Annotated in this window: 22 protein-coding genes and 1 pseudogene; 15 read left to right on the top strand and 8 right to left on the bottom strand. The window is 65.9% G+C overall.

Annotation, left to right across the window (positions count from 1 at the left end; translation table 11 throughout):
• Positions 1-25: 25 nt before the first annotated feature.
• The 3 genes from ABB30_RS01020 to aspS form a co-directional block, all read right to left on the bottom strand.
• On the bottom strand, positions 26-268 hold the full coding sequence (locus ABB30_RS01020) for a DUF6289 family protein (protein WP_057636385.1): 243 nt from the start codon (positions 266-268) through the stop codon (positions 26-28).
• 155 nt (positions 269-423) lie between these two features.
• The gene (locus ABB30_RS01015) at positions 424-927 is read right to left on the bottom strand and encodes a GNAT family N-acetyltransferase (RefSeq protein ID WP_057636384.1); all 504 of its coding nucleotides are present in this window, start codon (positions 925-927) and stop codon (positions 424-426) included.
• A 163-nt stretch (positions 928-1090) separates the two neighbouring features.
• A complete protein-coding gene (gene aspS, locus ABB30_RS01010) occupies positions 1091-2857 on the bottom strand; it encodes an aspartate--tRNA ligase (RefSeq protein ID WP_057636383.1) in 1767 nt (588 codons plus the stop codon).
• A 308-nt stretch (positions 2858-3165) separates the two neighbouring features.
• Between aspS and ABB30_RS01005 the strand changes: the two genes are divergently transcribed.
• Positions 3166-3906: a DUF3011 domain-containing protein gene (locus ABB30_RS01005; RefSeq protein ID WP_057636419.1), complete on the top strand. Its 741-nt coding sequence runs from the start codon at positions 3166-3168 to the stop codon at positions 3904-3906.
• Positions 3907-3986: 80 nt separating this feature from the next.
• Here ABB30_RS01005 and ABB30_RS01000 read toward each other — a convergent pair whose 3' ends face one another.
• The 3 genes from ABB30_RS01000 to ABB30_RS00990 form a co-directional block, all read right to left on the bottom strand.
• Positions 3987-4652 carry a hypothetical protein gene (locus tag ABB30_RS01000; RefSeq protein WP_057636382.1) on the bottom strand — a complete coding sequence of 222 codons (666 nt, stop codon included), beginning with the start codon at positions 4650-4652 and terminating at the stop codon, positions 3987-3989.
• Between the two features lie 27 nt (positions 4653-4679).
• Entirely contained in the window at positions 4680-7472 is a 2793-nt protein-coding gene (locus ABB30_RS00995) for a serine/threonine-protein kinase (RefSeq protein WP_161808809.1), read from the bottom strand.
• A gap of 72 nt (positions 7473-7544) precedes the next feature.
• Positions 7545-9446, bottom strand: a complete 1902-nt coding sequence (locus tag ABB30_RS00990; RefSeq protein ID WP_057636380.1) for an ABC-F family ATP-binding cassette domain-containing protein — start codon at positions 9444-9446, stop codon at positions 7545-7547.
• 244 nt (positions 9447-9690) lie between these two features.
• Here ABB30_RS00990 and ABB30_RS00985 point away from each other — a divergent pair, with 244 nt between their 5' ends.
• Both ABB30_RS00985 and ybaL read left to right on the top strand, forming a co-directional pair.
• Entirely contained in the window at positions 9691-12129 is a 2439-nt protein-coding gene (locus ABB30_RS00985) for a TonB-dependent receptor plug domain-containing protein (RefSeq protein ID WP_057636379.1), read from the top strand.
• Between the two features lie 248 nt (positions 12130-12377).
• Positions 12378-14108 (top strand): YbaL family putative K(+) efflux transporter, encoded by a 1731-nt coding sequence (ybaL, locus tag ABB30_RS16710; protein WP_057636378.1) that lies wholly within the window; start codon positions 12378-12380, stop codon positions 14106-14108.
• 143 nt (positions 14109-14251) lie between these two features.
• Here ybaL and ABB30_RS16905 read toward each other — a convergent pair.
• Positions 14252-15043, bottom strand: a pseudogene (locus ABB30_RS16905) (LysR family transcriptional regulator); the annotation flags it as partial.
• A gap of 136 nt (positions 15044-15179) precedes the next feature.
• Here ABB30_RS16905 and ABB30_RS00975 point away from each other — a divergent pair.
• Positions 15180-15830, top strand: coding sequence for an NAD(P)-dependent oxidoreductase (locus ABB30_RS00975; protein WP_057636418.1), 651 nt, complete (start codon positions 15180-15182; stop codon positions 15828-15830).
• Positions 15831-15875: 45 nt separating this feature from the next.
• Here ABB30_RS00975 and ABB30_RS00970 read toward each other — a convergent pair whose 3' ends face one another.
• On the bottom strand, positions 15876-17171 hold the full coding sequence (locus tag ABB30_RS00970; protein ID WP_057636377.1) for an O-acetylhomoserine aminocarboxypropyltransferase/cysteine synthase family protein: 1296 nt from the start codon (positions 17169-17171) through the stop codon (positions 15876-15878).
• A 353-nt stretch (positions 17172-17524) separates the two neighbouring features.
• Here ABB30_RS00970 and ABB30_RS00965 point away from each other — a divergent pair, with 353 nt between their 5' ends.
• The 11 genes from ABB30_RS00965 (at position 17525) to ABB30_RS00935 (ending at position 24452) form a co-directional block, all read left to right on the top strand.
• Positions 17525-18217, top strand: coding sequence for a hypothetical protein (locus ABB30_RS00965; RefSeq protein ID WP_152980483.1), 693 nt, complete (start codon positions 17525-17527; stop codon positions 18215-18217).
• A complete protein-coding gene (locus ABB30_RS16435) occupies positions 18214-18378 on the top strand; it encodes a hypothetical protein (RefSeq protein ID WP_161808808.1) in 165 nt (54 codons plus the stop codon). The genes ABB30_RS00965 and ABB30_RS16435 overlap by 4 nt, the downstream gene beginning before the upstream one ends.
• A 96-nt stretch (positions 18379-18474) precedes the next feature.
• Positions 18475-19140, top strand: a complete 666-nt coding sequence (locus tag ABB30_RS00960) for a hypothetical protein (protein ID WP_152980482.1) — start codon at positions 18475-18477, stop codon at positions 19138-19140.
• Positions 19137-19301, top strand: coding sequence for a hypothetical protein (locus tag ABB30_RS16430; protein WP_161808807.1), 165 nt, complete (start codon positions 19137-19139; stop codon positions 19299-19301). Before ABB30_RS00960 ends, ABB30_RS16430 begins: the two co-directional genes overlap by 4 nt.
• A gap of 66 nt (positions 19302-19367) precedes the next feature.
• The gene (locus tag ABB30_RS00955; RefSeq protein WP_057636374.1) at positions 19368-20063 is read left to right on the top strand and encodes a hypothetical protein; all 696 of its coding nucleotides are present in this window, start codon (positions 19368-19370) and stop codon (positions 20061-20063) included.
• The gene (locus ABB30_RS16425; RefSeq protein ID WP_161808806.1) at positions 20060-20224 is read left to right on the top strand and encodes a hypothetical protein; all 165 of its coding nucleotides are present in this window, start codon (positions 20060-20062) and stop codon (positions 20222-20224) included. The genes ABB30_RS00955 and ABB30_RS16425 overlap by 4 nt, the downstream gene beginning before the upstream one ends.
• A gap of 96 nt (positions 20225-20320) precedes the next feature.
• Complete coding sequence (locus ABB30_RS00950; RefSeq protein WP_161808805.1) at positions 20321-20998, top strand: hypothetical protein; 678 nt, start codon at positions 20321-20323, stop codon at positions 20996-20998.
• Positions 20995-21159, top strand: coding sequence for a hypothetical protein (locus ABB30_RS16420; RefSeq protein WP_161808804.1), 165 nt, complete (start codon positions 20995-20997; stop codon positions 21157-21159). The genes ABB30_RS00950 and ABB30_RS16420 overlap by 4 nt, the downstream gene beginning before the upstream one ends.
• A gap of 66 nt (positions 21160-21225) precedes the next feature.
• Positions 21226-21918 carry a hypothetical protein gene (locus ABB30_RS00945; protein WP_152980480.1) on the top strand — a complete coding sequence of 231 codons (693 nt, stop codon included), beginning with the start codon at positions 21226-21228 and terminating at the stop codon, positions 21916-21918.
• Between the two features lie 249 nt (positions 21919-22167).
• Positions 22168-22887 (top strand): hypothetical protein, encoded by a 720-nt coding sequence (locus tag ABB30_RS16415; RefSeq protein ID WP_161808803.1) that lies wholly within the window; start codon positions 22168-22170, stop codon positions 22885-22887.
• Complete coding sequence (locus tag ABB30_RS00935) at positions 22884-24452, top strand: XVIPCD domain-containing protein (protein ID WP_057636370.1); 1569 nt, start codon at positions 22884-22886, stop codon at positions 24450-24452. The genes ABB30_RS16415 and ABB30_RS00935 overlap by 4 nt, the downstream gene beginning before the upstream one ends.
• Positions 24453-24639 lie beyond the last annotated feature (187 nt).

The raw sequence follows: 24639 nt of genomic DNA, 5'->3' as shown, positions 1-24639 counted from the left end.
TAGCAGGCCGGCATATCCCGCAAGATCAATTACAGCGGAAGATCTCGATATTGGCGAATCGCCCGTTGGTGCTGCCCCAGTTGGTGATCTGGCCACTGCAATCCATCCAGCCCTGGCCAATCACATTGCCCGCTGCATCAACATAGTCCCAGCTACCGCTCTCGCGGCCCGGAGCCGGCAATCTCGCCACAGCAACTGCCACCATCACCACGCCCAGCATCACTACCACCAGCTGCCCCATGCGACGGGTAAAACGTGCGTTGTTCATGCTCGTGTATCCGGATCGTTGCCGATTGCAACCTCAGAAGCCTCGGATGTCCACGCGCGCGTTTCTGTGCCGGCGGTCGCAAGCCGGTCAAACCACACCTGACAGTGATGCAATCCGCGACCAACCGCCCATCCCTTGTGCGATGGGCGGCACACTCACCGGCGACGCAGGATATATTCCAGATCGCGCACCTGGCCCACCGGAAACTCATACTGCCCCACCCGCGCGAAGCCGTAACGCGCATAGAAACGCTGGGCGCCGAGGTTCTCCGACCATACCCCCAGCCACAGCCGCTTAAAGCGCGGCGTCATCCAGGCCATGGCGGCATCCATCAGCTGCCGGCCCCAGCCGCCATTGTGGTGGGCGGCCAGCACATACAGCCGCTTGAGCTCGCCATCGGCGGGGCCAACTTCCGGATGCGGCAGGCCACACGGGCCGGCAAACACGAAGCCGGCCGGCTGCCCGTCCAGCTCCAGCAGCCAGGCCGCGTAATCGCCGCTTTCCAGCTGCTGGCGCTGCAGGTCTTCCGGGTACGCGATGGCCAGGTAGGCGGCCAGATCGGCCGCTGGATACAGGTGGCCGAAGGTCTCCACAAAGGTGGCAGCCGACAGGGCGCACAGCAGGGCGGCATCGTCAGGGTTGGCTTGGCGGATGGGCATGGGTGGGAGGTGAGAAGCGAGGAAAGAGTGAGGAGGAAAGAGGAGCCAAGAGCGCGGGACAGATGCCGGCAGGCACCGGATGCAACAAGGGCGGGACCGTTGCCGGCACCCGCCCCTGCCCTGTCGGCGTTGACGGCCGGGTTGCCCCGGCCGCTGGCGCGACTTACTTCTGCGGCTCACGCACCTTGACGTGCACTTCGGCCAGCTGCACATCGGCAATCGGCGAGGGGGCATCGGTCATCAGGCACTGTGCGCCGGTGGTCTTCGGGAACGGGATCACGTCACGGATGGACTCGGTACCGGCCATCAGCGCGGCGATGCGGTCGATGCCGAAGGCGATGCCACCGTGCGGCGGTGCGCCGTAGTTCAGCGCGTCGAGCAGGAAGCCGAACTTGGCTCGGGCCTCTTCGGCGCCGATGCCCAGCAGCTCGAACACGGCGCTCTGCATGTCCGGACGGTGGATACGGATCGAACCACCACCGATCTCGTTGCCGTTGAGGACCATGTCATAGCCGCGCGAGACGGCGGTGCGGGCATGGGCGCGCAGGTCCTCGATCGAATCCACCGCCGGGGCGGTGAAGGGGTGATGCAGGGCAACGTAACGCTGCTCTTCCTCGTCCCATTCGAACATCGGGAAATCGGTGACCCACAACGGGGCCCAGCCGTCAGCGACCAGACCGAAGTCCTTGCCGGCCTTCAGACGCAGGGCGCCCATGAAGTCGGAGACCTTGGTGTAGGCACCGGCACCGAAGAACACGATGTCGCCATTGCCGGCGCCCACGGCCTGGACCAGGGCAGCAAAGGCCGCTTCGTCAAAGAACTTGGCGATCGGCGAGGAGACCGCACCGGCCGCGTCGATCTTGATGTAGGCCAGGCCCTTGGCACCGTACTTGGCGGCGTGGGCGGCGTATTCGTCGATCTGCTTGCGGCTCAGGCTGGCACCACCCGGGATGCGCAGGGCAGCCACGCGGCCGAATTCGTCATTGGCGGCGGTGGAGAACACGGCAAAGCCGCAGTCCTTGACCAGTTCGGCCACGTCCACCAGTTCCAGGTCGATGCGCAGGTCCGGCTTGTCCGAACCGTAGCGGCGCATGGCCTCGGCCCAGGTCATGCGCGGGAACTGGGCATCCAGCTCCACATCCACAACTTCCTTGAAGATCGAACGGATCATCTCCTCAACGAAGTCCTGGATGTCGCGCTCGCGCACGAAGGCGAACTCCATGTCCAGCTGGGTGAATTCCAGCTGGCGGTCGGCACGCAGGGCTTCGTCGCGGAAGCAGCGGGCGATCTGGTAGTAACGGTCAAAGCCGGCCACCATCAGGATCTGCTTGAACAGCTGCGGGCTCTGCGGCAGGGCATAGAACTCGCCCGGGTGCATGCGTGCCGGCACCAGGAAGTCACGCGCGCCTTCCGGGGTGGCCTTGGTCAGGATCGGGGTTTCGATGTCCTGGAAGCCACGGCCATCCAGGTGGCGGCGCAGGGCCTGCACCAGCTTGATGCGGGTGCGCTGCATGCGCTGCATTTCCGGGCGGCGCAGGTCCAGGTAGCGGTACTTCAGGCGGGTTTCCTCGCCCGGGTTCTCGTGGGCGTGGAACGGCAGCGGCGCGGCCTTGTTGAGGATGGTGATGCGGGTGGCGATCACTTCGACCTTGCCGGTGGCGATCTTGTCATTGACCGCATGACGGGCACGCACCACACCTTCGACCTGGATCACGTCCTCGTAGCCCAGCGACGCTGCCACCTCGAACACGGCAGCAGCCGCCGCATCACCCGGGGCCGGCTCGATGGTCACCTGGACGATGCCTTCGTGGTCGCGCAGGTCGATGAAGCAGACGCCACCCAGGTTGCGGGCGACGTCGGTCCAGCCGGCAAGGGTGACGGTTTGGCCGATCAGGGTCTCGTTGACCAGGCCACAGAAATGGGTACGCATGAATGACTCCACTGGGGGCCGGCCAAGGAGCGGGCCGGAAACATCCTATTTTGAGCCTGCACCGCAGGCGGAGCAAATACCGCGCTGCCGGCACCGGCCACAGCCCCGTCTGCCAGCATCCGCCAGCACCGGTAGCGGCAGGTGCCGCGCACAATTGCGCGGCCACCACAACGCATCGGCCACACTCGGCAAGGTCGTCACCGCCGATGCCGCGGGGGCAACCCACCAGCAATGCGTGAATCCAGTCATTCGCGCTTAAGTCACGCTTTGCCTATAGTCCACCCGTAGAAACTGAATAGGTGACCGCCATGTTCCGACTGCTGACCGCCCTGCCCCTGTCCGCCCTGCCGGCCCTGCTCATGCTCGGCGCCCCGGCACAGGCCCAACCGGCCGCGGCCGGCTGGCAGGAACAGACCATCCGCTGCGAAAGCACCGACAACCGCCAGCGCCAGTGCCAGACCGGCTGGCGCGACGCCCAGCTGGTGCGCCAGCTCTCGCGCACCACCTGTGTGGAAGGGCAGAACTGGGGCAGCCGCAATGGCAGCATCTGGGTCAGCAATGGCTGCCGCGCCGAATTCGCCGCCGCCGGCCGTGGCCAGGGCAACCGCCCCGGCCAGGGCAACAACTGGCAGAACCAGGCCGATGTGGTGCGCTGCGAAAGCAAGGACAACCGCCGCAACTACTGCCAGACCGGTTGGCGCAACGTCACCCTGACCCGCCAGCTCTCGCGCAGCCAGTGCATCGAGGGCCAGAGCTGGGGCAGCCGCAACGGTGCGATCTGGGTGGACAAGGGCTGCCGGGCCGAATTCACTGCCGGCCGTGGCGGCAACCGCCCGGGCAATGGCTGGAACAACAGCAACAACTACAGCGTGACCTGCTCCAGTGACGACAACCGCACCCGCACCTGCGACTGGGAACGTCGCGCCGGGCGCCCGGTACTGGTGGAACAGCTCTCGCGTACCCGCTGCGTGGAAAACCGCAACTGGGGCTACAACGGCAATGCGGTCTGGGTCAGCCAGGGCTGCCGCGCCCGCTTTGCCAGCCGCTGAAACAACCCCGCCGCACACATGACAAGGGCGCCATCTGGCGCCCTTGTCGTTCTGGCCGGCAGTTGCCCCGGCAGAGGACTTCAGTCCTGCGCGCCCCAGGGTGCCGGCGGCAGCGCCACCGGCTGGCTCAGGTCGAACTCGACCTGGAACAGACGGCCGCTGGGACGTGACAGTTCATAGAGGAAGCGCTTGCCCGGCTCGATCTCCATCGCCCAGCTATTGCTGGTGGACTGCTGCAGGCCTTCGCGCTCGAACAGCTCGATGCTGTAGGCATCCACCGGAAACTCCTGGCGAATGGCCGTACCGGCAGCCACGCTGTCGCCGCCATACATGGTCTGCACATCCTCGCTGCCATCGGAATGGCGGTGGTCGTGCTTCAAGCGCAGGCCGCCATCGGTACGGGTGATCACCCAGGTCCGGGAGTGGTCATCACCGACGTGGAACGGCACGCGCAGCTCCTCGGCCGGCTTGTCACAGCCGCGCACATGCATGATCAGCGCCTTGCCTTCGAAGGCATCGGGCTGGCCGGTGGCCGGTTCGTTGGCCACGATGCGGCCGGCAAAGGCCTTGCCACACTCCGAGGCCAGTGCGGCCAGGAAGGCATCAGCCGGGGCGGCAGCCCGGGACGCAGCGCCGGCAGCAGCCGGGGCAGCAGTGCCTGTGGCCGGGGCAGACGTATTGTCGGCACAGGCCGCCAGCGAGAGGGCCAATGCAGCACTGGCCAGGGTCAGCAGGTTTTTGTTCATGCTTGAACTGTGCCTTGTGCAAGGCACTCATTCAAGCAAGGCGCCTGCACAGCCTGACGAACCGTTGCCGGCCAGATGTCTGGCCTGCTGCAGTATTCGGCTCGCCGCATGGTGTTGCTGCAGGTGGGGCATCGCCTCCCGGGCCAACGACCGGGCAAGGGCACACTGACCGGAACGCGCATGAATCAAGGCCAATGCCACCTGCTGTTCTGCGGCCTGCACCGAATCGGCGCCATTCTGTGCCGTGTACAAATCCAACAGCTTGGTTTGCGTGCCCACCGCTGCCGACCAATCGCCCATCAACTGCTGTTGTCTTGCCACCGTCTCCAGATAACGCCGTTCCACCCGTAGATCATCAACCGGGAGCTGCCCAGCGACCTGTCCGATGTAGGCCGTTGCTGCCGACATGTTTCCTGTGGCCAGGGCATGCTGCGCCTGCGCCAGTGCTGTAAGCAGGCGCTGCGGGTGATCAGCAGGCACACGCTGACGCCAGCCGGAAGCGGCATTTTCCAACAGTGATGCCGCCTCTTGCCGATCCCCGCGGGCAAGCAGAAGCCGCGCCAGGTTGGTCTCCACCTGCCATACCTGTGGGACCTGGGGACCCAGTAGCGCACGACGCAACTGCAACGACTGTCGATACAGGGAGATGGCCTGGTTCCAATCACCCTGCGCCTGTTGCAGTGTCGCCATGTTGTTGAGCGTGCGCGCAACATCCATGCTTTGCCCGTCCCCCATGCGGGTGTAATGGGCCAGGACCCGGGCATAACGCTCGGCTGCCGGGCCATAACGCCCACTGTCCTGCAGGATGCCGGCCAACTCATTGTCCAGCTCGGCACGTCGGTCACTGTGTGGCCCGTACAGCGGCTCAAGCAACACATCCAGCTCTTGAGCAATGGCCAATGCATCGTCATAGCGCCCTTGCGCTGCCATTGCCCTCAACAACAGGTACTGCCCGCCCCACCACTCCGAAGTCTGCTTGCCCAGAGGCAGGCGCAACGCCCCAGCCTGCTGCAGCAGCGATGCCGCGCGGGCGTAATCACCTCGCTCCAGCTCCATCAATGCCGTGTTCTGCAGGATCATCGCAATGCTCAGCACGCCGCTGCCATTGCGCTGATGCAAGGCCATGGCAGTAGCGAATGCCTGCGAAGAGGCATCAAACCGGCGTTGCGCAGACAAAGCCAGACCCAGCGAGTTGTAACTGCGGGCCCTGAGCAGAAGCTGCTCGCTGCCCAACAGCGCCAGTGCCTGCCGGGCCAGCCCTTCTGCCCGTTCTCCCTGTTGCTTGTTGGCCAGCAGGGTGGCGTACTCGTTGAGTACCGGAACCAGGGCCTCGGTGTTGCGCCCATCATCGTGCTCGAGCAGGACCGGCACTGCCTGCTCATAGAGCTCAGCTGCCTGGCTGCCCAGGCCGATATTCTGGTAGGCCTGTGCCAGAGTGGCCTGCAGGCGCGCCTTTACTGCCACGTCTGTCCATGTCTGCTGTTGCATACGCTGGGCACTGGCATCGAGGACCTGTCTGGCGGTGATCTGCCCGTAACTGGGCAGGCTGCCCTTGCGCGGGTTGGCCGCATCAAACGCATCGACCAGGAAGCGGGACACCTCTTCAGCGATACGCGCCTGCTGCTGCGCCCGCTGCCGCTGCTGCTCCAGCTGCCAGACAAAGCCGGCCACCAGGGCCACCAGGCCGAGCAGCAGCAGCCACCACTTCCAGTTGCGCTGCAACCAGCGCTGGCCGCGATAGAACATGCCGCCGCCACGGGCACTGACCGGGCGGCGCTGCCGCCATGCCTCCAGGTCACGTCCCAGTGCGGCTACCGAGGGATAGCGCTGATCCGGCTCCAGGGCACAGGCACGGGCCACGATGGCATCCAGGTCGCCGCGCAGCTGCGCGCGCCAGCGGCAGCTGGCCGCCGCCTGCTGGCTGGGTGCCGGTACATCGCTCGCCCAACTGTCCAGCCCTCGCCCGCTGGCCACACCGCTCAACAATTCTCCCAGCAGCACCCCCAGCGAGAACACATCGCTGCGCGTGTCGGCCAGGTGTTGTCCCTGCAGCAATTCCGGTGCGGCATAGGCCGGGGTGCAGCAGGCCATACGCTCAGCACTGCCGGCACCTTCCAGCAAATGGGCCACGCCGAAATCCAGCAATACCGGCTGTCCGTCCTCCCGGATCAGGATGTTGGCCGGCTTGATATCGCAATGCAGGACCAGGCGGGCGTGCGCTTCCTGTACGGCCTGGCAGATCACCAACATCAGCTGCAGACGCTGATCCAGGCCCAATCGACGATCCTCGCACCATTGGTCAAGCGGCTGGCCCTGGATGTATTCCATCACCAGATACGGTTGCCCGGCCGGGGTGGTGCCACCGTCATACAGGCGGGCAATCTGCGGATGCTGCAACGAGGCCAGGATGCGCCGTTCCGCCACCAGTCCAGCCGCCGCCCGCTCATCGCACATGCCCGGCAGCAGCTTGATCGCCACCTGCTGTTGGTACATGCCATCGGCACGCTGCGCCAGGAACACCATGCCCATGCCGCCGCGGGCAAGGCACTGCTGCAACTGCCAGGGGCCGATCCGGTCGCCCGGGCCCAGCTCGGCCTGGTCCACCTGGCTGATCAGACGCCCGATCTGCTCGCGCACCGCGCCCAGCTCCAGGGTCTGCGCCTGCAACAGGCGCAGGGTCTGGGCGATCACCTGGGCATCGTTGCTCAGGTGGTTCAGGCGCGCCTCCCAGTGCTCGGCAGGCAGGTCACACACGAGGTCAAACAGCTGCCTGACCTGTTGCCAGTTGTCCTGCTCCACCTGCCCTCCCCCTGTGGGCATCGCCCTTGATATGTCCATCCGGGCCCGGACCGGCATGCCTGCGCATGCCGGCCTGGACTGCCGCGTGCAGCCTCAGCCGTCAATCATCGCCAGCCAGTCGGCCTCGGCCTGTTCCAGCTTCTGGGCCATGTTCTCGCGCTGCTGGCTCAGGCTGGCCAGCTTGGCCGCATCGGCAAACACGGCCGGGTCGGCCATGGATGCGTCCAGCTCGGCCAGCTGGGTTTCCAGTTCGGCCACCTTCTTTTCCGCTGCCGCCAGCTTGACCGGGTTGGCCGGCTTGCGGCTGCCGCTCTTGAGCACCGGCGGCGGCGGGGCTGGCGCCGGAGACGGGGCCTTGGCCCGGTTGGCATCGGCTTCGGCCTTGGCATCACGCTCGGCCTTGGCCCGCGAACCCTGGGCCGAAGCACGGGTACGCAACCAGGCCGCGTATTCGTCCAGGTCACCGGCAAACGGCTCGACCACGCCATCGGCCACACGCCAGAAGGTGTCACAGACCAGACCGATCAGATGGCGGTCATGGGACACCATCACGATCGCACCTTCAAAGATGCTCAGCGCTTCGGCCAGGGCCTCGCGCATTTCCAGGTCCAGGTGGTTGGTCGGTTCGTCCAGCAGCAGCACGTTGGGCTTCTGCCAGGCAATCAGGGCCAGGGCCAGGCGCGCGCGCTCGCCACCGGAAAAACCATCCACCGGCTCGAAGGCACGGTCGCCGGCGAAGTTCCACTTGCCCAGGAAATCGCGGAAGTTCTGGTTCACCCCGTCCGGATCGATGTCACGGAAATGGTCCATCGGAGTGGCGCCCTCGCGCAACGACTCCACCGTGTGCTGGGCAAAGTAGCCGATGCGCAGGTCCGGGTGGGCACTGCGCTCACCGGTGAGCGGGGCCAGCTCGCCGACGATGGTCTTGACCAGGGTGGTCTTGCCGGCGCCGTTGGGCCCGAGCAGGCCGACGCGCTGGCCGGCCTCCAGGCCGAAGCCCACTTCCTTCAGGATCACCGCATCGGCGCCGTAACCGGCATCGACATGGTTCAGGCGGATCAGCGAGAACGGCAGTTTGGCCGGCTCGGAGAACTCGATGCGGAACTCGCGCTCGGCGCGCACTGCTTCGGTGCCGGTCATCTTGGCCAGGCGCTTGATCCGGCTCTGGGCCTGGGTGGCCTTGGAGGCCTGGGCCTTGAAGCGGTCGATGAAGCTCTGCAGGTGGGCGCGCTCGGCCTGTTCCTTCTCGTGGGCAATCTGCTGCTGGCGCAGGTGCTCGGAACGCTGACGTTCGAAATCGGTATAGCCACCCGGATACAGCTTGGCGGTGCCGCCGTGCAGGTGCAGGGTGTGGGTGGCCACCACGTCCAGAAATTCACGGTCATGGGAGATCAGCAGCAGGGTGCCCGGGTACTTGAGCAGCCACTGCTCCAGCCAGTACACCGCGTCCAGATCCAGGTGGTTGGTCGGTTCGTCCAGCAGCAACAGGTCCGAGGGCATCATCAGCGCGCGGGCCAGGTTCAGGCGCGCGCGCCAGCCACCGGAGAACGCCGCCACCGGGCGGTCATGGGTGTCGGCCGGAAAACCCAGGCCGTGCAGCAACTTGCCGGCACGTGCCTCGGCGTCATAGGCGCCCAGTTCGGCCATCTTCTGGTGGGCATTGGCCACGGCCTCCCAGTCTTCGCGGGCGTTGGCCTCGGCCTCTTCCTTCAACACGGCCGCCACCACGTCATCGCCGCCGAGGACAAAGTCAATGGCGCGGTCCGGCAGGGCCGGGGTTTCCTGGGCCACATCGGCAATGCGGATCTTGCCGGGCAGCGAGACATCGCCCTTGTCCGCCTCCAGCTCGCCGCGCACGGCGGCAAACAGGCTGGACTTGCCGGCGCCGTTGCGGCCGACCACGCCGACGCGGTAGCCGGCATGCAGTGAGAGGTCCACATTGGACAGCAACAGCCGCTCACCGCGGCGAAGGGCGAAATTACGCAGGGAAATCATGGGAGGGTGGTTTCCAAAGAACGAAACGGAATGAGCAGATGAGCCGCATTCCTGCGACGTGATTCTACCGTTAACCAATACTGGACGCCGCGCCCCGGCTGCTGGCCGGATTGGTTGCCGGCGGCAGCATTTTTGACATCCGCCGGTTTTTCCCTGATTGCTGTAGTGCGCGCGGCCGTCCGGCGGTGCTTCTGGCCGTGGTCCGGCTGTTGCGTGTCCTCCCCGAAAACGGAGCCGTATCTGCATGAACCGCAAGACCCATACGCTTTGCGCCGCCATCGCACTGGCCCTGGCCGGTCCGGCCATCACCGCCCAGGCCCAGGACACCCCGGCCGCTGGGGCCAGCGCGCGCACCCTGGACACCCTGATCGTCACCGGCACCCGGGTTGCCGAACGCACCGTGGCACAGTCGCAGTCGCCCATCGACATCATCACCCCGGAGGCGCTCACCGCCACCGGCACCGGCGAGCTGGCCACCGCCCTGGCCCGCGCCCTGCCCTCGCTGAACTTTCCGCGCCCGGCCCTGACCGATGGCACCAGCGGCATCCGCCCGGCCCAGCTGCGCGGCCTGTCACCGGACCAGGTGCTGATCCTGGTCAACGGCAAGCGCCGCCACAGCTCGGCCCAGCTCAATGTCAACGGCAGCATCGGCCGCGGCTCCTCGGCCACCGACCTCAATGCCATCCCGATTGCCGCCATCGAGCGGGTGGAAGTGCTGCGTGACGGCGCGTCGGCCCAGTACGGCTCGGACGCCATCGCCGGGGTGGTCAACATCGTGCTCAAGGGGGCCGCCAGCGGCGGCAGCCTGGCCGTGGATGCGGGCCAGTATTCGGCCGGCGACGGCAACAAGTACCAGCTCTCCGGCGATGCCGGGGTGGGCTTTGCCGACGGCCGTGGCGCCGTGCATGTGGCCGCGCAGATCACCGACCAGGACTACAGCAACCGCGCCGGCCCCTACCAGGGCAGTGCCCCCAATACCGGCAACTATCCGGACATCGGCCAGAAGACCTTCATCATCGGCGACCCGCAGGTGCAGGCCAACGCCGTCTCGGCCAACGGCCGCTTCAACATCACCGATAGCGTCAGCGCGTATGCCACGGCCATGGCCAGCAACCGCGACATCACCTCCTTCGCCTTCTACCGCTCGCGCAACCACAACCCGCTGACCGCGCTGTTCTACCCGGACGGTTTCGTGCCGCAGATCCAGCAGGATTCGCGCGACCGTTCGCTGCTGGCCGGGCTCAAGGGCAGCACCGCCGGCGGCCTGGCCTGGGATGTCAGCTACAACTACGGCTACAACAAGATCGATTTCCACACCGACAACAGCGTCAACTATTCACTCGGGGCGGCCAGCCCGACCCGCTTCCACGACGGGGCGCTGGAATACACCCAGAACGTGCTCAATGCCGATTTCACCCAGTCCCTGGAACTGGGCCTGGCCTACCCGGCTGCGCTGTCCTTCGGCGCTGAATACCGCCAGGAGAAGTGGAACCAGTCGCCCGGCGCGCTGGATTCCTACATCGGTGGTGGTGCCCAGGGCTTTGGTGGTTTCACCGCCGAAAATGCCGTGCATGCCGACCGCGACAGCTACGCCCTGTATGCCGGGCTGGAAGCGGACCTGAGCGAGAAGTTCTCCGCCGGCCTGACCGCCCGCTACGAGGATTATTCGGACTTCGGCGATGCGGTCTCCGGCAAGCTGTCGGCCCGCTATGCCTTCACCGATGCGGTGGCCCTGCGTGCCACCGCCTCCACCGGCTTCCGTGCTCCCTCGCTGTCCCAGCAGAACTATCAGGTGATCACCAGCTCGGTGGACAGCAGCGGCGTGTTCACCCAGCGCGGCACCTTCCCGGCCACCAGCGCCGCGGCGTTGGCACTGGGTGCCGAGCCGCTCAAGCAGGAGGAATCCACCTCCTACAGCCTGGGCCTGGTGCTGCAGCCGACCCAGAACCTGTACCTGACCGTGGATGCCTACCAGATCGAGATCGATGACCGCATCGTGCTGTCCTCGCCGCTGAATATCGACCCGAGCGCCAGCGCCAATGCCGGCGTGCCGGCGCGCCTGGCCGCCGCGCGTGCCGCCCAGGACCTGCTGGCCGGACTGGGCATCAACGGGGTGACCTCGTTCAACTACTTCACCAATGCCATCGACACCCGCACCCGCGGCGTGGACGTGGTGGCCAGCTATACCCAGCCGCTGGCCGCCAGCGCTCTGGAGCTGACTGCCAGCTATGGCTACAGCAAGACCGAGATCACCCACATCGCCGCCGATCCGGCCGCCTGGTCGGCCTTCAGCGCGCTGTCGCCCTCGCGCATCGCCCGCGACGAAATCGGCCGCATCGAGGAGGGCTACCCGCACAACAAGGCCATCCTCAACGGCACCTGGAAAGGGCAGAAGTGGGACCTGGGCCTGACCGCGACCCGCTACGGCAGCTTCACCAACCGCCCCAGCAGCGGCGCGGCCAACGACCAGAACTTCGATGCGAACTGGGTGCTGGACGTCTCGGCCAGCTACCGCCCCAGCCAGCAGTGGAAGCTCACCGTCGGTGCCGACAACGTGCTGGACCAGTACCCGGACCGCAGCCTGTTCGCCAACTCCACCTTCGGTATGTTCCCGTACAGCAATTACTCGCCATACGGCTTCAACGGTGCCTATGTCTACGGGCGTATCGCCTACACCTGGTAAGCGCTGCCGCAATGGATCACCACGGCTCCGCCCTGCGGGGCCGTGGTGTCCTGGCCGCTGCCGGCAACGCGTGCAAACGCCGGGCAGTACGCCGCCCGTGCTGGCCAAAAATCGCCACAGCCACCTGCTGCAGGCCGCCAAAAACCGGTAAAAATCAGCCAAATCAGCCAATTGACTGACAGTTTTTATCCTGCCATACACCTGCGGCAGGCTAGAATCAGCTTCCCCTGCACAACTTCTGGATGCCGATGCCGCACAACACCGACCTGATCAACATCGTCGCTGTGGGGCTCGGGCTGGCCTTCGTACTGGGCGCCATCGCCAACCGCCTGCGCCTGTCGCCGCTGGTCGGCTACCTGGTGGCAGGCATCTTCGTCGGCCCCTTCACCCCCGGCTTTGTCGCCGACCAGGAGCTGGCCAACCAGCTGGCCGAAATCGGTGTGATGCTGTTGATGTTCGGCGTAGGCCTGCACTTCTCGCTGAAGGACCTGATGGCGGTCAAGACCATCGCCATCCCCGGCGCGATTGCCCAGATCACCGCCGCCACCCTGCTGGGCTGGGGCGTATCGCAGTTGATGGGCTGGTCCCACCTGCACGGGCTGATCTTCGGCTTCTCCCTGGCCACCGCCTCCACCGTGGTGCTGCTGCGGGCGATGGAAGAACGCCGCCTGCTGGAAACCACCCGCGGCAAGATCGCGGTGGGCTGGCTGATCGTGGAAGACCTGGCCTGCGTCATCGCCCTGGTGATGATGCCGGTGATCGCCGAGGTGTTCGGCCCGGAAGCGGCCGGCCAGAGCCACAGCGTGGGCAGTGTGCTCACCTCCATCGGCATCACCTTCCTCAAGCTGGGCGCGTTTGTCGTCCTGATGCTGGTGGTCGGGCGCCGGGTGATTCCGTGGATCCTGGAAAAGATCGCCGGCACCGGCTCGCGCGAGCTGTTCACCCTGTCGGTGCTGGCCATTGCCCTGGGCGTGGCCTTCGGCGCGGCCGCGCTGTTCGGCGTGTCCTTCGCCCTGGGCGCGTTCTTTGCCGGGATGATGCTCAACGAGTCCGAGCTCAGCCACAAGGCCGCCAATGACTCGCTGCCGCTGCGTGACGCCTTCGCGGTGCTGTTCTTCGTCTCGGTGGGCATGCTGTTCAACCCGATGATCCTGGTCGAACACCCGTGGCAGGTGCTGGCCACCGCGGCAATCATCATGTTCGGCAAATCGGCCGCGGCGTTCTTCATCGTGCGCGCCTTCGGCCATTCCAAGGCCACCGCGCTGACCATCTCCGCCTCGCTGGCGCAGATCGGCGAGTTCGCCTTCATCATCGCCGGCCTCGGCGTGGCCTTGAAGATCCTGCCCCCCGAGGGCCAGGCCCTGGTCCTGGCCGGTGCGTTGATCTCCATCCTGCTCAACCCGTTCGTGTTCGGCCAGCTGGACCGCTGGCAGAAGCGCCATCCCGAATCCAACCCGCACAAGCAGCCGCTGGACACCCCGGCCGGCCCCTCGCGCGAGCTGGAAAACCACGCCATCGTGATCGGCTATGGCCGCGTCGGCAGCGAACTGGCCCAGGTGCTGCAGGGGCGCAACGTGCCGGTGCTGGTGATCGATGACAACGAACACCATGTGGCCCGGGCCCATGCCAACGGCATCCCGGCCATCCGTGGCAGCGCCGCCGCCGATGCGGTGCTGGCCGAAGCCCATCCGGACAAGGCCGCCATCGCCATCCTGGCCATCCCGCAGCCGCTGGAAGCCGGTGAATCGCTGGCCAAGCTGCGTGCGCTCAACCCGCAGCTGACCCTGCTGGCCCGCGCCCACAGCGATGCCGAGGTCAAGCACCTGCTGGCCCACGGCGCCGATGGCGCGATCATGGCCGAGCGCGAGCTGGCCTGGTCGCTGGCCGAAATGGTGATGGCCACCCCGGCCTTCCGCAGCACGCCGCTGCCGCCGGCCCAGCCGCTGCAGCAGGCGCCGGCACCGGGCAGCGCGGCCTGAGCCGCGACACCCGCACCCGGCTCAACCGGCCTGCGTCGCAGGCCCCTGCCCGCCCGTGCCTCCATCGGCGGGGCCTCGCCGCCCAGCGCGCTACGCAGCAGGGCAATGGCCTGGCTGACCTTGGCCGGCTGCCGCTGCCGGTGCGGGGTCACCGCCCAGGCTTGCAAGGCCGGCAGCTGCCAGCCCGGCAGCAGATGCACCAGCTGCCCGGCCGCTACCGCTGCCGCCGCCTCGCTGGCCATCAGTACCGCCACCCCCAGCCCCTGCAGACACAGCTGCTGCAACGCCGGCTGGCTGTTGCTCAGGATGCGCGGGTGGGCCGGCACGGCCTGCCCGATGGGCTGATCGCGCTGCTGGAACTGCCACTGCGTCATCGCCTCACGGCCCAGCCATTGGGCCTGCGGTATCTGCGCCGGTTCGTGCAATAGGCCATGCCGCTGCAGCCACGCTGGCGCGGCGCACAGCCAGCGCTCCATCGCGCCGATCGGCTCGGCCATCCAGTCACTGTCGGGCAGTTGGCCAAAGCGCACGGCCAGGTCGATCCGTGCCTGCACCAGGTCCGTCCAGCCATCATCAAACTGCAGCTGCAGGCGCAATTGCGGGTTGTCCAACAACCACGGACCCAGGGCCACGCCAATGGTCGCCGCCATGCCCAGCGGCGCACTCAACCGCAGCTGGCCCGATGGCTGCCCGCGCGAGGCAGACAGCTGCGCGGCAGCCTCATCGGCGGCATCGAGCAGGCGCAGGCAGGCGGCGTAATAGCGGCTGCCCACATCGGTCAGGGCCAGGGCGCGGGTGCTCCGGTGCAGCAGCGGCATGCCGGCATCACGCTCCAGCGCGCGCAGCTGCTGGCTCACCGCCGAGGTGCTGATGCCCAGCGCACGGCCGGCGGCACTGAGCGAGCCGTGCCGTACCACTTGGGCAAACACGGCCATGCGCTTGAAGTTGTCCACGCCACCTCCGCCATCGATTGTGAAGCACAGCTTCAAGCCACTGGCAGTTTTTTGCCACTGCCGCGCCCACGCCTGGACGCGCAGACTGGCCACCTTCGATCACACCTTGGAGCAGCTGATGAAAATCGCCCTGATTGGCGCCACCGGCTTTGTCGGCAGCGCTGTACTGCAAGAACTGCTGGCCCGTGGCCACCAGGTCACCGCCCCGGTCCGGCACCCGGAAAAACTGCCCAGCCACGCCGGCCTGCATGCCATCCAGGCCGATGTGCACGACAGCACCCGGCTGCAGGCCGCCCTGGCCGGCAATGAGGCGGTAATCAGCGCCTTCAATGCCGGCTGGGACAACCCGGACATCTACCGTGACTTCATGGCCGGCACCCGCGCCATCGTTGCGGCGACCAAGGCCGCCGGAGTCAAGCGTTACCTGGTGATCGGCGGCGCCGGCAGCCTGTACCTGCCCGATGGCAGCCAGCTGGTGGACGCGCCGGACTTCCCGGCGGCCATCTTTGACGGCGCCAACGCCGCCCGCGATGCCCTGAACGAGCTGAAGAACGAAACCGCGCTGGAATGGACCCAACTCAGCCCACCGCCGGTCTTCCATCCCGGCGGCCCCAGCCAGCGCACCGGCCACTACCGCACCGGCAGCGATCAACCGCTGTCCACTGACGATGGCCCGGGCACCATCAGCGCGGCCGATCTGGCCATCGCCGTGGTCGACGAGCTGGAAAAGCCGCAGCACATCGGCCGGCGTTTCACCATCGCCTGGTAAGCGGTGATCGGCAAGGGCCACTTCGGTGGCCGTTGCCCTATGCACTCAGCCGATGGCCGCGGCCAGCGCCTGCTCCAGGTCGGCCAGCAGGTCATCGATATGCTCGATGCCCACGCACAGGCGCACGGCGTCCTCGCTGACCCCGGCGCTTTTGAGCTCTTCCGGCGACAACTGGCGGTGGGTGGTGGAGGCCGGATGGGTGGCCAGCGACTTGGCATCACCGATATTGACCAGGCGGGTGAACAACCCCAGTGCATCGAGGAAGCGTGCGCCCGCTTCCCGGCCACCGGGCAGGCCGAAGGTCAGCAGGCCCGAGGCACCGCCATCGCGCAGGTAACGCTTGGCCAGGGCGTGGTCCGGATGGTCTTCCAGGCTGGCGTAATTGACCCATGCCACGCCGTGGTGCTGCTGCAGGTAGCGGGCCACGGCCAGGGTGTTGGCATTGATGCGCTCCATGCGCAGGGCCAGCGTTTCGATGCCCTGCAGGATCAGGAAGGCGTTGAACGGGGAGATCGCCGCGCCGGTGTTGCGCAGCGGCACCACCCGCGCCCGGCCGATGAAGGCTGCCGGCCCCAACGCGTCGGTATAGACCACGCCGTGGTAACTCGGGTCCGGGGTGTTCAAGCGCGGGAAGCGGGCGGCATGCTCGGCCCAGGGAAACTTCCCGGAGTCCACAATCGCCCCCCCTAAGCTGGTGCCATGCCCGCCCAGATACTTGGTCAGCGAATGCACCACGATGTCGGCGCCGTGTTCGAAGGGGCGCAGCAGGTAGGGGCTGGCCACCGTGTTGTCCACGATCAGCGGCACACCGGCATCATGGGCGATGGCGGCAATGGCCGCGATATCGGTGACATTGCCGCGCGGGTTGCCGATCGACTCGACAAAGATCGCCTTGGTCCTGCCATCAATCAAGGCGGCGAAATCGGCCGGGTCATCACTGGCGGCAAAGCGGGCGGTGATGCCCCACTGCGGCAGCGTGTGCGCCAGCAGGTTGTAGGTACCGCCGTACAGCGCACTGGCGGCGACGATGTTGTCACCGGCCTCGGCAATGGTCTGGATCGCATAGGTGATCGCCGCCTGGCCCGAGGCCAGTGCCAATGCGCCAATGCCGCCTTCCAGCGCCGCCACGCGCTGCTCCAGCACATCAGTGGTGGGGTTCATGATCCGGGTGTAGATGTTGCCCGGCACCTTCAGGTCGAACAGGTCGGCCCCGTGCTGGGTGTCGTCAAAGGCATAGGCCACGGTCTGGTAGATGGGCACCGCCACCGCGCGGGTACTCGGATCGGGGCGGTAACCACCGTGTACGGCGATCGTTTCGGGCTTCCAGGCTGAATCAGTCATCGCTCTATCCGGATTGAAGGATGTATAGACAATAGCCGATGATACCCACACGTGCAGCACTGGTTGCAGATGCGACCGATGACGCTTTGGCATGAGTCCCCGATGCAGGGGCATCAGATCGGGACATCGCTTGCTGGCAGCGCCGCAAGGCGCGATGCCTGGAGCATGCCCGATTACCCCAGACATCCATCGCGGCTCGGGCCCGTCCATACAGGGTGCTGTGTTCTGGCTGGCAACACAGGCATACCTCGCAGGCAGTGCCCTGCCCCGGACAATGTGTGCCGTGACGCCGTACCGTCCCGGTCGCAACCGGGATGGTTACCCTGCACACATCGACAAGGACCTGGATGCCCATGCGTACACACCGGATGCCCTGCCTGGCCATGGCCCTGCTGCTGGCGCTTGCCGGCTGCCGTCATAGCGGCGGCACGCAGGCAGCAGATACCGCGGCCAGCACCGCCAACGCGACGACCGCAGCAACCGCCAAGGAAGAAGCTGCCCGCATGACCGTGCAGCAACAACACGACGAGGAGATAAAACGCTGGGACGCCTGGGCCATCCGCGAAGGCCACAGCCCCGAGCGTGCCTGGCAGGGCGTATTGCACCTGCTACGCACGGTGCCGCGCTTTGCCGACATCACCCCGGAAATCGCCGGACAGGCGCTGGGGATGCCCGGGCAAAGCCTGCCCCCGCCCCTGCGCGGCTACAGCGCGCGCATTCACCCAGACTGGGCACTGGGCTGGATTCTGGATGAGCGCACACTCGTGCCGATGCTGGAGGTATCAGTGGGCCACCGTCCGGTACCCGGTTCTACCTACATGGACCCGGCCCCGGTCTGTGATGGCCCGACCGACTGGGCGGCCTTGCGCCCCGAGCTGGAAGCGATGGGGTTCACCCTGTGGGCACAATGGAGCGCTTTGGATTATTCCAGCGCAAATGATCACTATGCGCTGTCCATCGATCTGCTGCCCAGCACCCAGTTGAATGGGCGGCTATGCATCAAAGGCATCACCATCCAGCCGATGCCACAGCAGGTGCGACCATGAGCGTGCTCAGCCCCAAGGCCGAGAGCCTGCTCACCACCCTGGCCAGCCAGCCCGGTGTGACCCCGCAGCATATGGACGGCCTGCGCGATGCCATCACCCGCTCACCGGCCTTGGTTGATCTGTGCAATGACACCCTGGCATGCGCAGCGCCGGTGATGTGACCGACTTCCGGGCTTGCCTGCAACGGCACCGTTACCCTGCACACATCGACAAGGACCTTGATGCCCATGCGCACACACCGGATGGCCTGCCTGGCCATGGCCCTGCTGCTGACGCTTGCCGGCTGCCGCCATGGCGGCGGCACGCACGCAACAGATACCCCGGCCGGCACCGCCAACGCGACGACCGCAGCAACCGCCAAGGAAGGAACTGCCCGCATGACCACGCAACAACAACACGACGACTACGTGAAACGCTGGGACGCCTGGCCCATCCGCGAAGGCCACAGCCCCGAGCGTGCCTGGCAGGGCGTGTTGCACCTGCTACGCACAGTGCCACGCTTTGCCGACATCACCCCGGAGATCGCCAGCCAGGCACTGGGGATGCCCAGTGACGGACTGCCCGCGCCGCACCGTGGATACAGCGCCAGGATTCACGACGACTGGGCATTGGGCTGGTCATTTGACGATGGATTGAGCGTTCCGGAAATCAGTGTCGATGTAAGCCATCGTCCGCAAATGCATTCACGCACCTATTTCGACCCGGCCCCGGTATGCGATGGCCCGACCGACTGGGCGATCTTGCGCCCCGAGCTGGAAGCGATGGGCTTTGTGAACTGGTACAGAACCGGCCCACTGCACCATATCGCTGAGACAGAGCACTTCGCATTGACCGTCGCTCTACTCCCCAGCACCCAGTTGAATGGGCGGCTATGCATCAAAGGCATCACCCTCCAGCCGATGCCGCAGAAGGTGCGGCCGTGAGCGTGCTCAACCCCAAGGCCGAAAGCCTGCTCACTACCCTGGCCAGCCAGCCCGGTGTAACGCAGCAGCACATGGCCGGCCTGCGCGATGCCATCACCAGCTCACCCGCGTTGGTAGAGCGGTTCAATGACAGCCTGTCCTGCACAACGCCGGTGATGTGACCGGCTTCCGGGCTTGCCTGTAACGGCTCAGCTACCCTGCACGCATCCACACGGACCTTGATGCCCATGCGCACACCCCTGATGGCTTGCCTGGCCGCAGCCCTGCTGCTGGCGCTTGCCGGCTGCCGTCATAGCGGCAGCACGCACGCAGCAGATAACCCGGCCAGCAGCGCCAACTCGACAGCCACGACAGCCGCCAAGGAGGGAACGCCTGCCATGACCACCACCCAACAAGCCGAAGAACGGATGCGCCACTGGGAGACCTGGCCCATCCGGGAGGGCCACAGCCCCGAGCGTGCGTGGCAGGGCGTGCTGCACCTGCTACGCACGGTGCCACGCTTTGCCGACATTACCCCGGAAATTGCCGGACAGGCGCTGGGGATGCCCAGTGACGGACTGCCCGCGCCGCACCGTGGATACAGCGCCAGGATTCACGACGACTGGGCATTGGGCTGGTCATTTGACGATGGATTGAGCGTTCCAGAAATCAGCGTTGATGTAAGCCATCGTCCGCAAATGCATTCACGCACCTATTTCGACCCGGCCCCGGTCTGCGATGGCCCCACCGACTGGGCCGTCTTACGCCCCGAGCTGGAAGCGATGGGGTTCACGCTGTGGGCACAATGGAGCGCTTTGGATTATTCCAGCGCAAATGATCACTATGCGCTGTCCATCGATCTGCTGCCCAGCACCCAGTTGAATGGGCGGCTGTGCATCAAAGGCATCACCCTCCAGCCGATGCCGCAGCAGGTGCGACCATGAGCGTGCTCAGCCCCAAGGCCGAGAGCCTGCTCACTACCCTGGCCAGCCAGCCCGGCGTAACGCAGCAGCATATGGCCGGCCTGCGCGATGCCATCACCAGCTCACCAGCCTGGGTTGACCTGTCCCATGACAGCGTGGCCAGCACAGCGCCGGTGATGTGATCGGCTCACGAGCTTGCCTGTAACTGCACTATTACCCTGCACACATCGACAAGGACCTGGATGCCCATGCGTACACACCAGACGCCCTGCCTGGCCATGGCCCTGCTGCTGGCGCTTGCCGGCTGCCGTCATAGCGGCGGCACGCACGCAGCAGATACCCCGGCAAGCACCGCCAACGCGACAGCCACAGCAATCACAGCAATCACAGCAACCGCCAAGGAAGGAACTGCCCGCATGACCGTGCAGCAACAACACGATGAGGAAATAAAACGCTGGGAGGCCTGGCCCATCCGCGAGGGCCACAGCCCCGAGCGTGCGTGGCAGGGCGTGTTGCACATCCTGCGCACGGTGCCGCGCTTTGCCGACATCACCCCGGAAATCGCCGGACCGGCGCTGGGAATGCCCGGTCAAAGCCTGCCCCCACCCCTGCGCGGCTACAGCGCACGCATCCACCCGGACTGGGCGCTCTACTGGGCACTGGATGAACGCACTTCATTGCCGATGGTGGACGTGTCTGTGGGGCACCGCCCACAAATGGGTGCGCCCTATGTTGACCCGGCCCCGGTCTGCGATGGCCCGACCGACTGGCCCGCCTTGCGTGAGGCGTTGGAGGAAATGGGGTTTACGACCTGGGGATACATGACTGACCTGAACCCCTATACCTATAACGATCATTACGCCTTGAGCATCGCTCTGTTGCCAAGCAGCGAATTGAAAAAGTTGTGCATCAGGAGAATCAAAATCACCCCGATGCCACAAAAGGTGCGCCCATGAGTACGCTCAGCCCCAAGGCCGAAAGCCTGCTCAGCGACCTGGCCAACCAGCCCGGTGTAACGCAGCAGCATATGGACGGCCTGCGCGATGCCATCACCAGTTCACCGGCTTTGGTGGAATTATTCAATGACACCCTGGCCTGCACAGCGCCGGGGATGTGACCCGGTTCCGGGCTTGCCTGTAACGGCTCCGCTACCCTGCACGCATCGACAAGGACCTTGATGCCCATGCGCACACCCCTGATGCCCTGCCTGGCCGCAGCCCTGCTGCTGGGCCTTGCCGGCTGCCGTCATAGCGGCGGCACGCACGCAGCAGATACCCCAGCCAATGCCGTCAGCACGGCAACCACAGCAACCGCCAAGGAAGGAACTGCCCGTATGACCCTGCAGCAACAACACGATGAGGAAATAAAACGCTGGGAGGCCTGGCCCATCCGCGAGGGCCACAGCCCCGAGCGCGCCTGGCAGGGGGTGTTGCACCTGCTACGCACCGTGCCGCGCTTTGCCGACATCACCCCGGAAATCGCCGGGCCGGCGCTGGGGATGCCCGGGCAAAGCCTGCCCCCGCCCCTGCGCGGCTACAGCGCGCGTATCCATCCGGACTGGGCACTGGGCTGGGTTCTGGATGAACGCACAGTCGTGCCGATGCTGGAGGTATCAGTAGGCCACCGTCCGGTACCCGGTTCTACCTACATGGACCCGGCCCCGGTATGCGATGGCCCGACCGACTGGGCGATCTTGCGCCCCGAGCTGGAAGCGATGGGCTTTGTGAACTGGTACAGAACCGGCCCACTACACTATATCGCTGAGACAGAGCACTTCGCATTGACCGTCGCTCTTCTCCCCAGCACCCAGTTGAATGGGCGGCTATGCATCAAAGGCATCACCCTCCAGCCGATGCCGCAGAAGGTGCGGCCATGAGCGTGCTCAGCCCCAAGGCCGAGAGCCTGCTCACTACCCTGGCCAGCCAGCCCGGTGTAACGCAGCAGCATATGGACGGCCTGCGCGATGCCATCACCCGTTCACCGGCCTTGGTGGAGCGACAGCCTGTCCTGCACAACGCCGGTGATGTGACCGGCTTCCGGGCTTGCCTGCAACGGCACCGTTACCCTGCACACATCGACAAGGACCTGGATGCCCATGCGTACACACCGGATGCCCTGCCTGGCCATGGCAATGCTGCTGACGCTTGCCGGCTGCCGTCATGGCGGCGACACGCACGCAGCAGATACCCCGGCCAGCACCGCCAACTCGACAGCCACAGTAAGCACAGCCACAGCCACAGCAACCGCAGCAACCGCAGCAACCGCAGCAACCGCAGCAACCGCCAAGGAAGGAACTGCCCGTATGACCACGCAGCAACAACACGACGACTACGTAAAACGCTGGGAGACCTGGCCCATCCGGGAGGGCCACAGCCCCGAGCGTGCCTGGCAGGGCGTGTTGCACCTGCTACGCACGGTGCCACGCTTTGCCGACATCACACCGGAAATTGCCGGAAAGGCACTGGGGATGCCCAGTGATGGAATGCCCCCACCACGCCATGGTTATAGCGCACGCATCCACGCGAACTGGGCAATGGTCTGGTTTTTGAACGACACTTCCGTCGTGCCGGAGATACGTGTTTTTGTAGAGCACCGCCCATTGGCTGATTCGGCGTATATGGACCCGGCCCCGATCTGCGATGGCCCGACCGACTGGGCGGCCTTGCGCCCCGAGCTGGAAGCGATGGGCTTTGTGAATTGGTACAGAACCGGCCCACTGCACCATATCGCTGAGACAGAGCACTTCGCATTGACCGTCGCTCTTCTCCCCAGCACCCAGTTGAATGGGCGGCTGTGCATCAAAGGCATCACCCTCCAGCCGATGCCTCAGCAGGTGCGGCCATGAGCGTGCTCAGCCCCGAAGCCGAGAGCCTGCTCACTACCCTGACCAGCCAGCCCGGCGTAACGCAGCAGCATATGGACGGCCTGCGCGATGCCATCACCAGCTCACCGGCCTTGGTTGACCTGTTCAATGACACCCTGGCCAACAGCAGTGACAGCAAGCCTGAATTGACAACTCTGGGACTGCTAGCACCCGGCAGTAATCGGGGAGCGGAATATGACCCGTCCTCCGGCAGCCTGAACTTGGAACTGGACTCATTGTTGCGCGCCAGTAGTAATCGAACCGATTCGGGGAAACTGACCTTCCTGTTCGCCCACGAACTGGAACACGCGCGCAATGCAAGCCAGATGGCCGACGTCTGGATGGACTACCACCGCGATGCCAGGAAGGTGGCCGATGCCGGCGGTGAGCCGCCACGAGACTACAGCGCCCCGCTCGAAACATATTTGAACCAGACCCGTTGGGACGAAGCCAGCGCACAGGTACGTGGCTTGAACATCCTGGCTGACCGCTTGCTGGCGGAGGGCAGGAGTGTAGACCCAACAGAGTTGCACGCACTGGGCGGCAGTCGAATGCTGGACTACTTCGATTACGATCAAAGTACCAAGACCGCTACATGGAAACCCGGTTACTCCCCCAACCCAGACAACACCCTGACCCTGGATGCCGGCAACCAGGCGGCCATAGACCAGCATTACTACAACAAGCCGCCGCAGATACTCCGGATGGGGACAACCGGGCACTCGGATTACCCGAATTACTATGCGGCGACCGCCCTGCAGGTGATCGCCAATGCCGAACAGGCCGCCCACCGTGTCTGGGACAGCAACACCGCCTTACCCATCAGCCTGGACATGGGCAGACTGGGGCTACGCCCGGAGTTGCTGAACTGCAATGGCATCAACCTGGGCGGCAGCGGCCGGACCCTGGCGATCCAGGACACCGGCGCCCCGAACCTCCCGTTCTATGCCCTGCCCCACCATGTGCCGGCCCCGAATGTGCCACACGGGCTGCATGGGCCCGCCGCACCGGGCAGTGTGGTGTTGCCGCCGCCGATGGCACCGATGACCAGCCCTCCGACGCTGGCCCCGGCCAGCGCCGGGCCAGCCACCAGCCAGCTGCGGCAACCGGACACGCTGGCCGAGCTGCCCATGGCCGCCGCTCCCCCCAGCCATCACGAGCGCGCCGACCCGCTGCTGGAACAGATCCAGGGCAAGGTGGCGCAACTGGATGCCGCGCAGGGCAAGCCCTGGGACCAGCACAGCGCCAACCTGAGTGCCAGCCTGTATGCCAGCGCGCGCGAACACGGCTTTGAACGGGTGGACCATGTGCTGCTCAGCCAGGCCACGGCCACCCAACCGGCCGGGGCGCATGTCTTCCTGGTGCAGGGCTCACCGGACGACCCCGCCCATCGGCGTGCCCACCTGCCTACCGCCGAGGCGGTGGCCGCACCGGAAAGCCAGTCGCTGCAGCGGGCGCAGGCGCTGGAAACAACGCCGCAGGCCGATCATCCGCTGCAGGCACAACAGCAGGAGCACAGCCAGCAAGCGGCGATGCGGCTTCACTAAGGCGCAGCTGGCAGGCTATCCGTCACAGCCTGTCGCGTACCGGCAAGGCATCGCGGCCGGGACCGCTCCTACGAAAGCAAGTCCCACGACACCACCCCGGCCGCCCGCAAGCCCCGGCCAGATGGCAACTCAAAAAACAGGCCCCGGGGATACCGGGGCCTGTGGGTATTGCGGTATTGCGGTATTG

The organism is Stenotrophomonas ginsengisoli (assembly GCF_001431485.1).
Lineage (GTDB): Bacteria > Pseudomonadota > Gammaproteobacteria > Xanthomonadales > Xanthomonadaceae > Stenotrophomonas > Stenotrophomonas ginsengisoli.
Note: the sequence above shows the minus strand (reverse complement) of the source record. Positions and strands in the feature narration are given on the sequence as shown.

Excerpts from the sequence above, each read along its gene's own strand:
- ABB30_RS00975 (WP_057636418.1), top strand. The coding sequence starts at position 15,180 with ATGAAAATCGCCCTGATTGGCGCCACCGGCTTTGTCGGCAGCGCTGTA.
- ABB30_RS16435 (WP_161808808.1), top strand. The coding sequence starts at position 18,214 with ATGAGCGTGCTCAGCCCCAAGGCCGAGAGCCTGCTCACCACCCTGGCC.
- ABB30_RS00970 (WP_057636377.1), bottom strand. The coding sequence starts at position 17,171 with ATGACTGATTCAGCCTGGAAGCCCGAAACGATCGCCGTACACGGTGGT.
- ABB30_RS00960 (WP_152980482.1), top strand. The coding sequence starts at position 18,475 with ATGGCCCTGCTGCTGACGCTTGCCGGCTGCCGCCATGGCGGCGGCACG.
- ABB30_RS00935 (WP_057636370.1), top strand. The coding sequence starts at position 22,884 with ATGAGCGTGCTCAGCCCCGAAGCCGAGAGCCTGCTCACTACCCTGACC.
- ABB30_RS16425 (WP_161808806.1), top strand. The coding sequence starts at position 20,060 with ATGAGCGTGCTCAGCCCCAAGGCCGAGAGCCTGCTCACTACCCTGGCC.
- ABB30_RS00985 (WP_057636379.1), top strand. The coding sequence starts at position 9,691 with ATGAACCGCAAGACCCATACGCTTTGCGCCGCCATCGCACTGGCCCTG.
- ABB30_RS00955 (WP_057636374.1), top strand. The coding sequence starts at position 19,368 with ATGCGCACACCCCTGATGGCTTGCCTGGCCGCAGCCCTGCTGCTGGCG.
- ybaL (WP_057636378.1), top strand. The coding sequence starts at position 12,378 with ATGCCGCACAACACCGACCTGATCAACATCGTCGCTGTGGGGCTCGGG.
- ABB30_RS01015 (WP_057636384.1), bottom strand. The coding sequence starts at position 927 with ATGCCCATCCGCCAAGCCAACCCTGACGATGCCGCCCTGCTGTGCGCC.
- ABB30_RS00990 (WP_057636380.1), bottom strand. The coding sequence starts at position 9,446 with ATGATTTCCCTGCGTAATTTCGCCCTTCGCCGCGGTGAGCGGCTGTTG.
- ABB30_RS16415 (WP_161808803.1), top strand. The coding sequence starts at position 22,168 with ATGGCAATGCTGCTGACGCTTGCCGGCTGCCGTCATGGCGGCGACACG.
- ABB30_RS16420 (WP_161808804.1), top strand. The coding sequence starts at position 20,995 with ATGAGTACGCTCAGCCCCAAGGCCGAAAGCCTGCTCAGCGACCTGGCC.
- ABB30_RS01005 (WP_057636419.1), top strand. The coding sequence starts at position 3,166 with ATGTTCCGACTGCTGACCGCCCTGCCCCTGTCCGCCCTGCCGGCCCTG.
- aspS (WP_057636383.1), bottom strand. The coding sequence starts at position 2,857 with ATGCGTACCCATTTCTGTGGCCTGGTCAACGAGACCCTGATCGGCCAA.
- ABB30_RS00945 (WP_152980480.1), top strand. The coding sequence starts at position 21,226 with ATGCGCACACCCCTGATGCCCTGCCTGGCCGCAGCCCTGCTGCTGGGC.
- ABB30_RS00950 (WP_161808805.1), top strand. The coding sequence starts at position 20,321 with ATGGCCCTGCTGCTGGCGCTTGCCGGCTGCCGTCATAGCGGCGGCACG.
- ABB30_RS01020 (WP_057636385.1), bottom strand. The coding sequence starts at position 268 with ATGAACAACGCACGTTTTACCCGTCGCATGGGGCAGCTGGTGGTAGTG.
- ABB30_RS00965 (WP_152980483.1), top strand. The coding sequence starts at position 17,525 with ATGCGTACACACCGGATGCCCTGCCTGGCCATGGCCCTGCTGCTGGCG.
- ABB30_RS01000 (WP_057636382.1), bottom strand. The coding sequence starts at position 4,652 with ATGAACAAAAACCTGCTGACCCTGGCCAGTGCTGCATTGGCCCTCTCG.
- ABB30_RS00995 (WP_161808809.1), bottom strand. The coding sequence starts at position 7,472 with ATGCCCACAGGGGGAGGGCAGGTGGAGCAGGACAACTGGCAACAGGTC.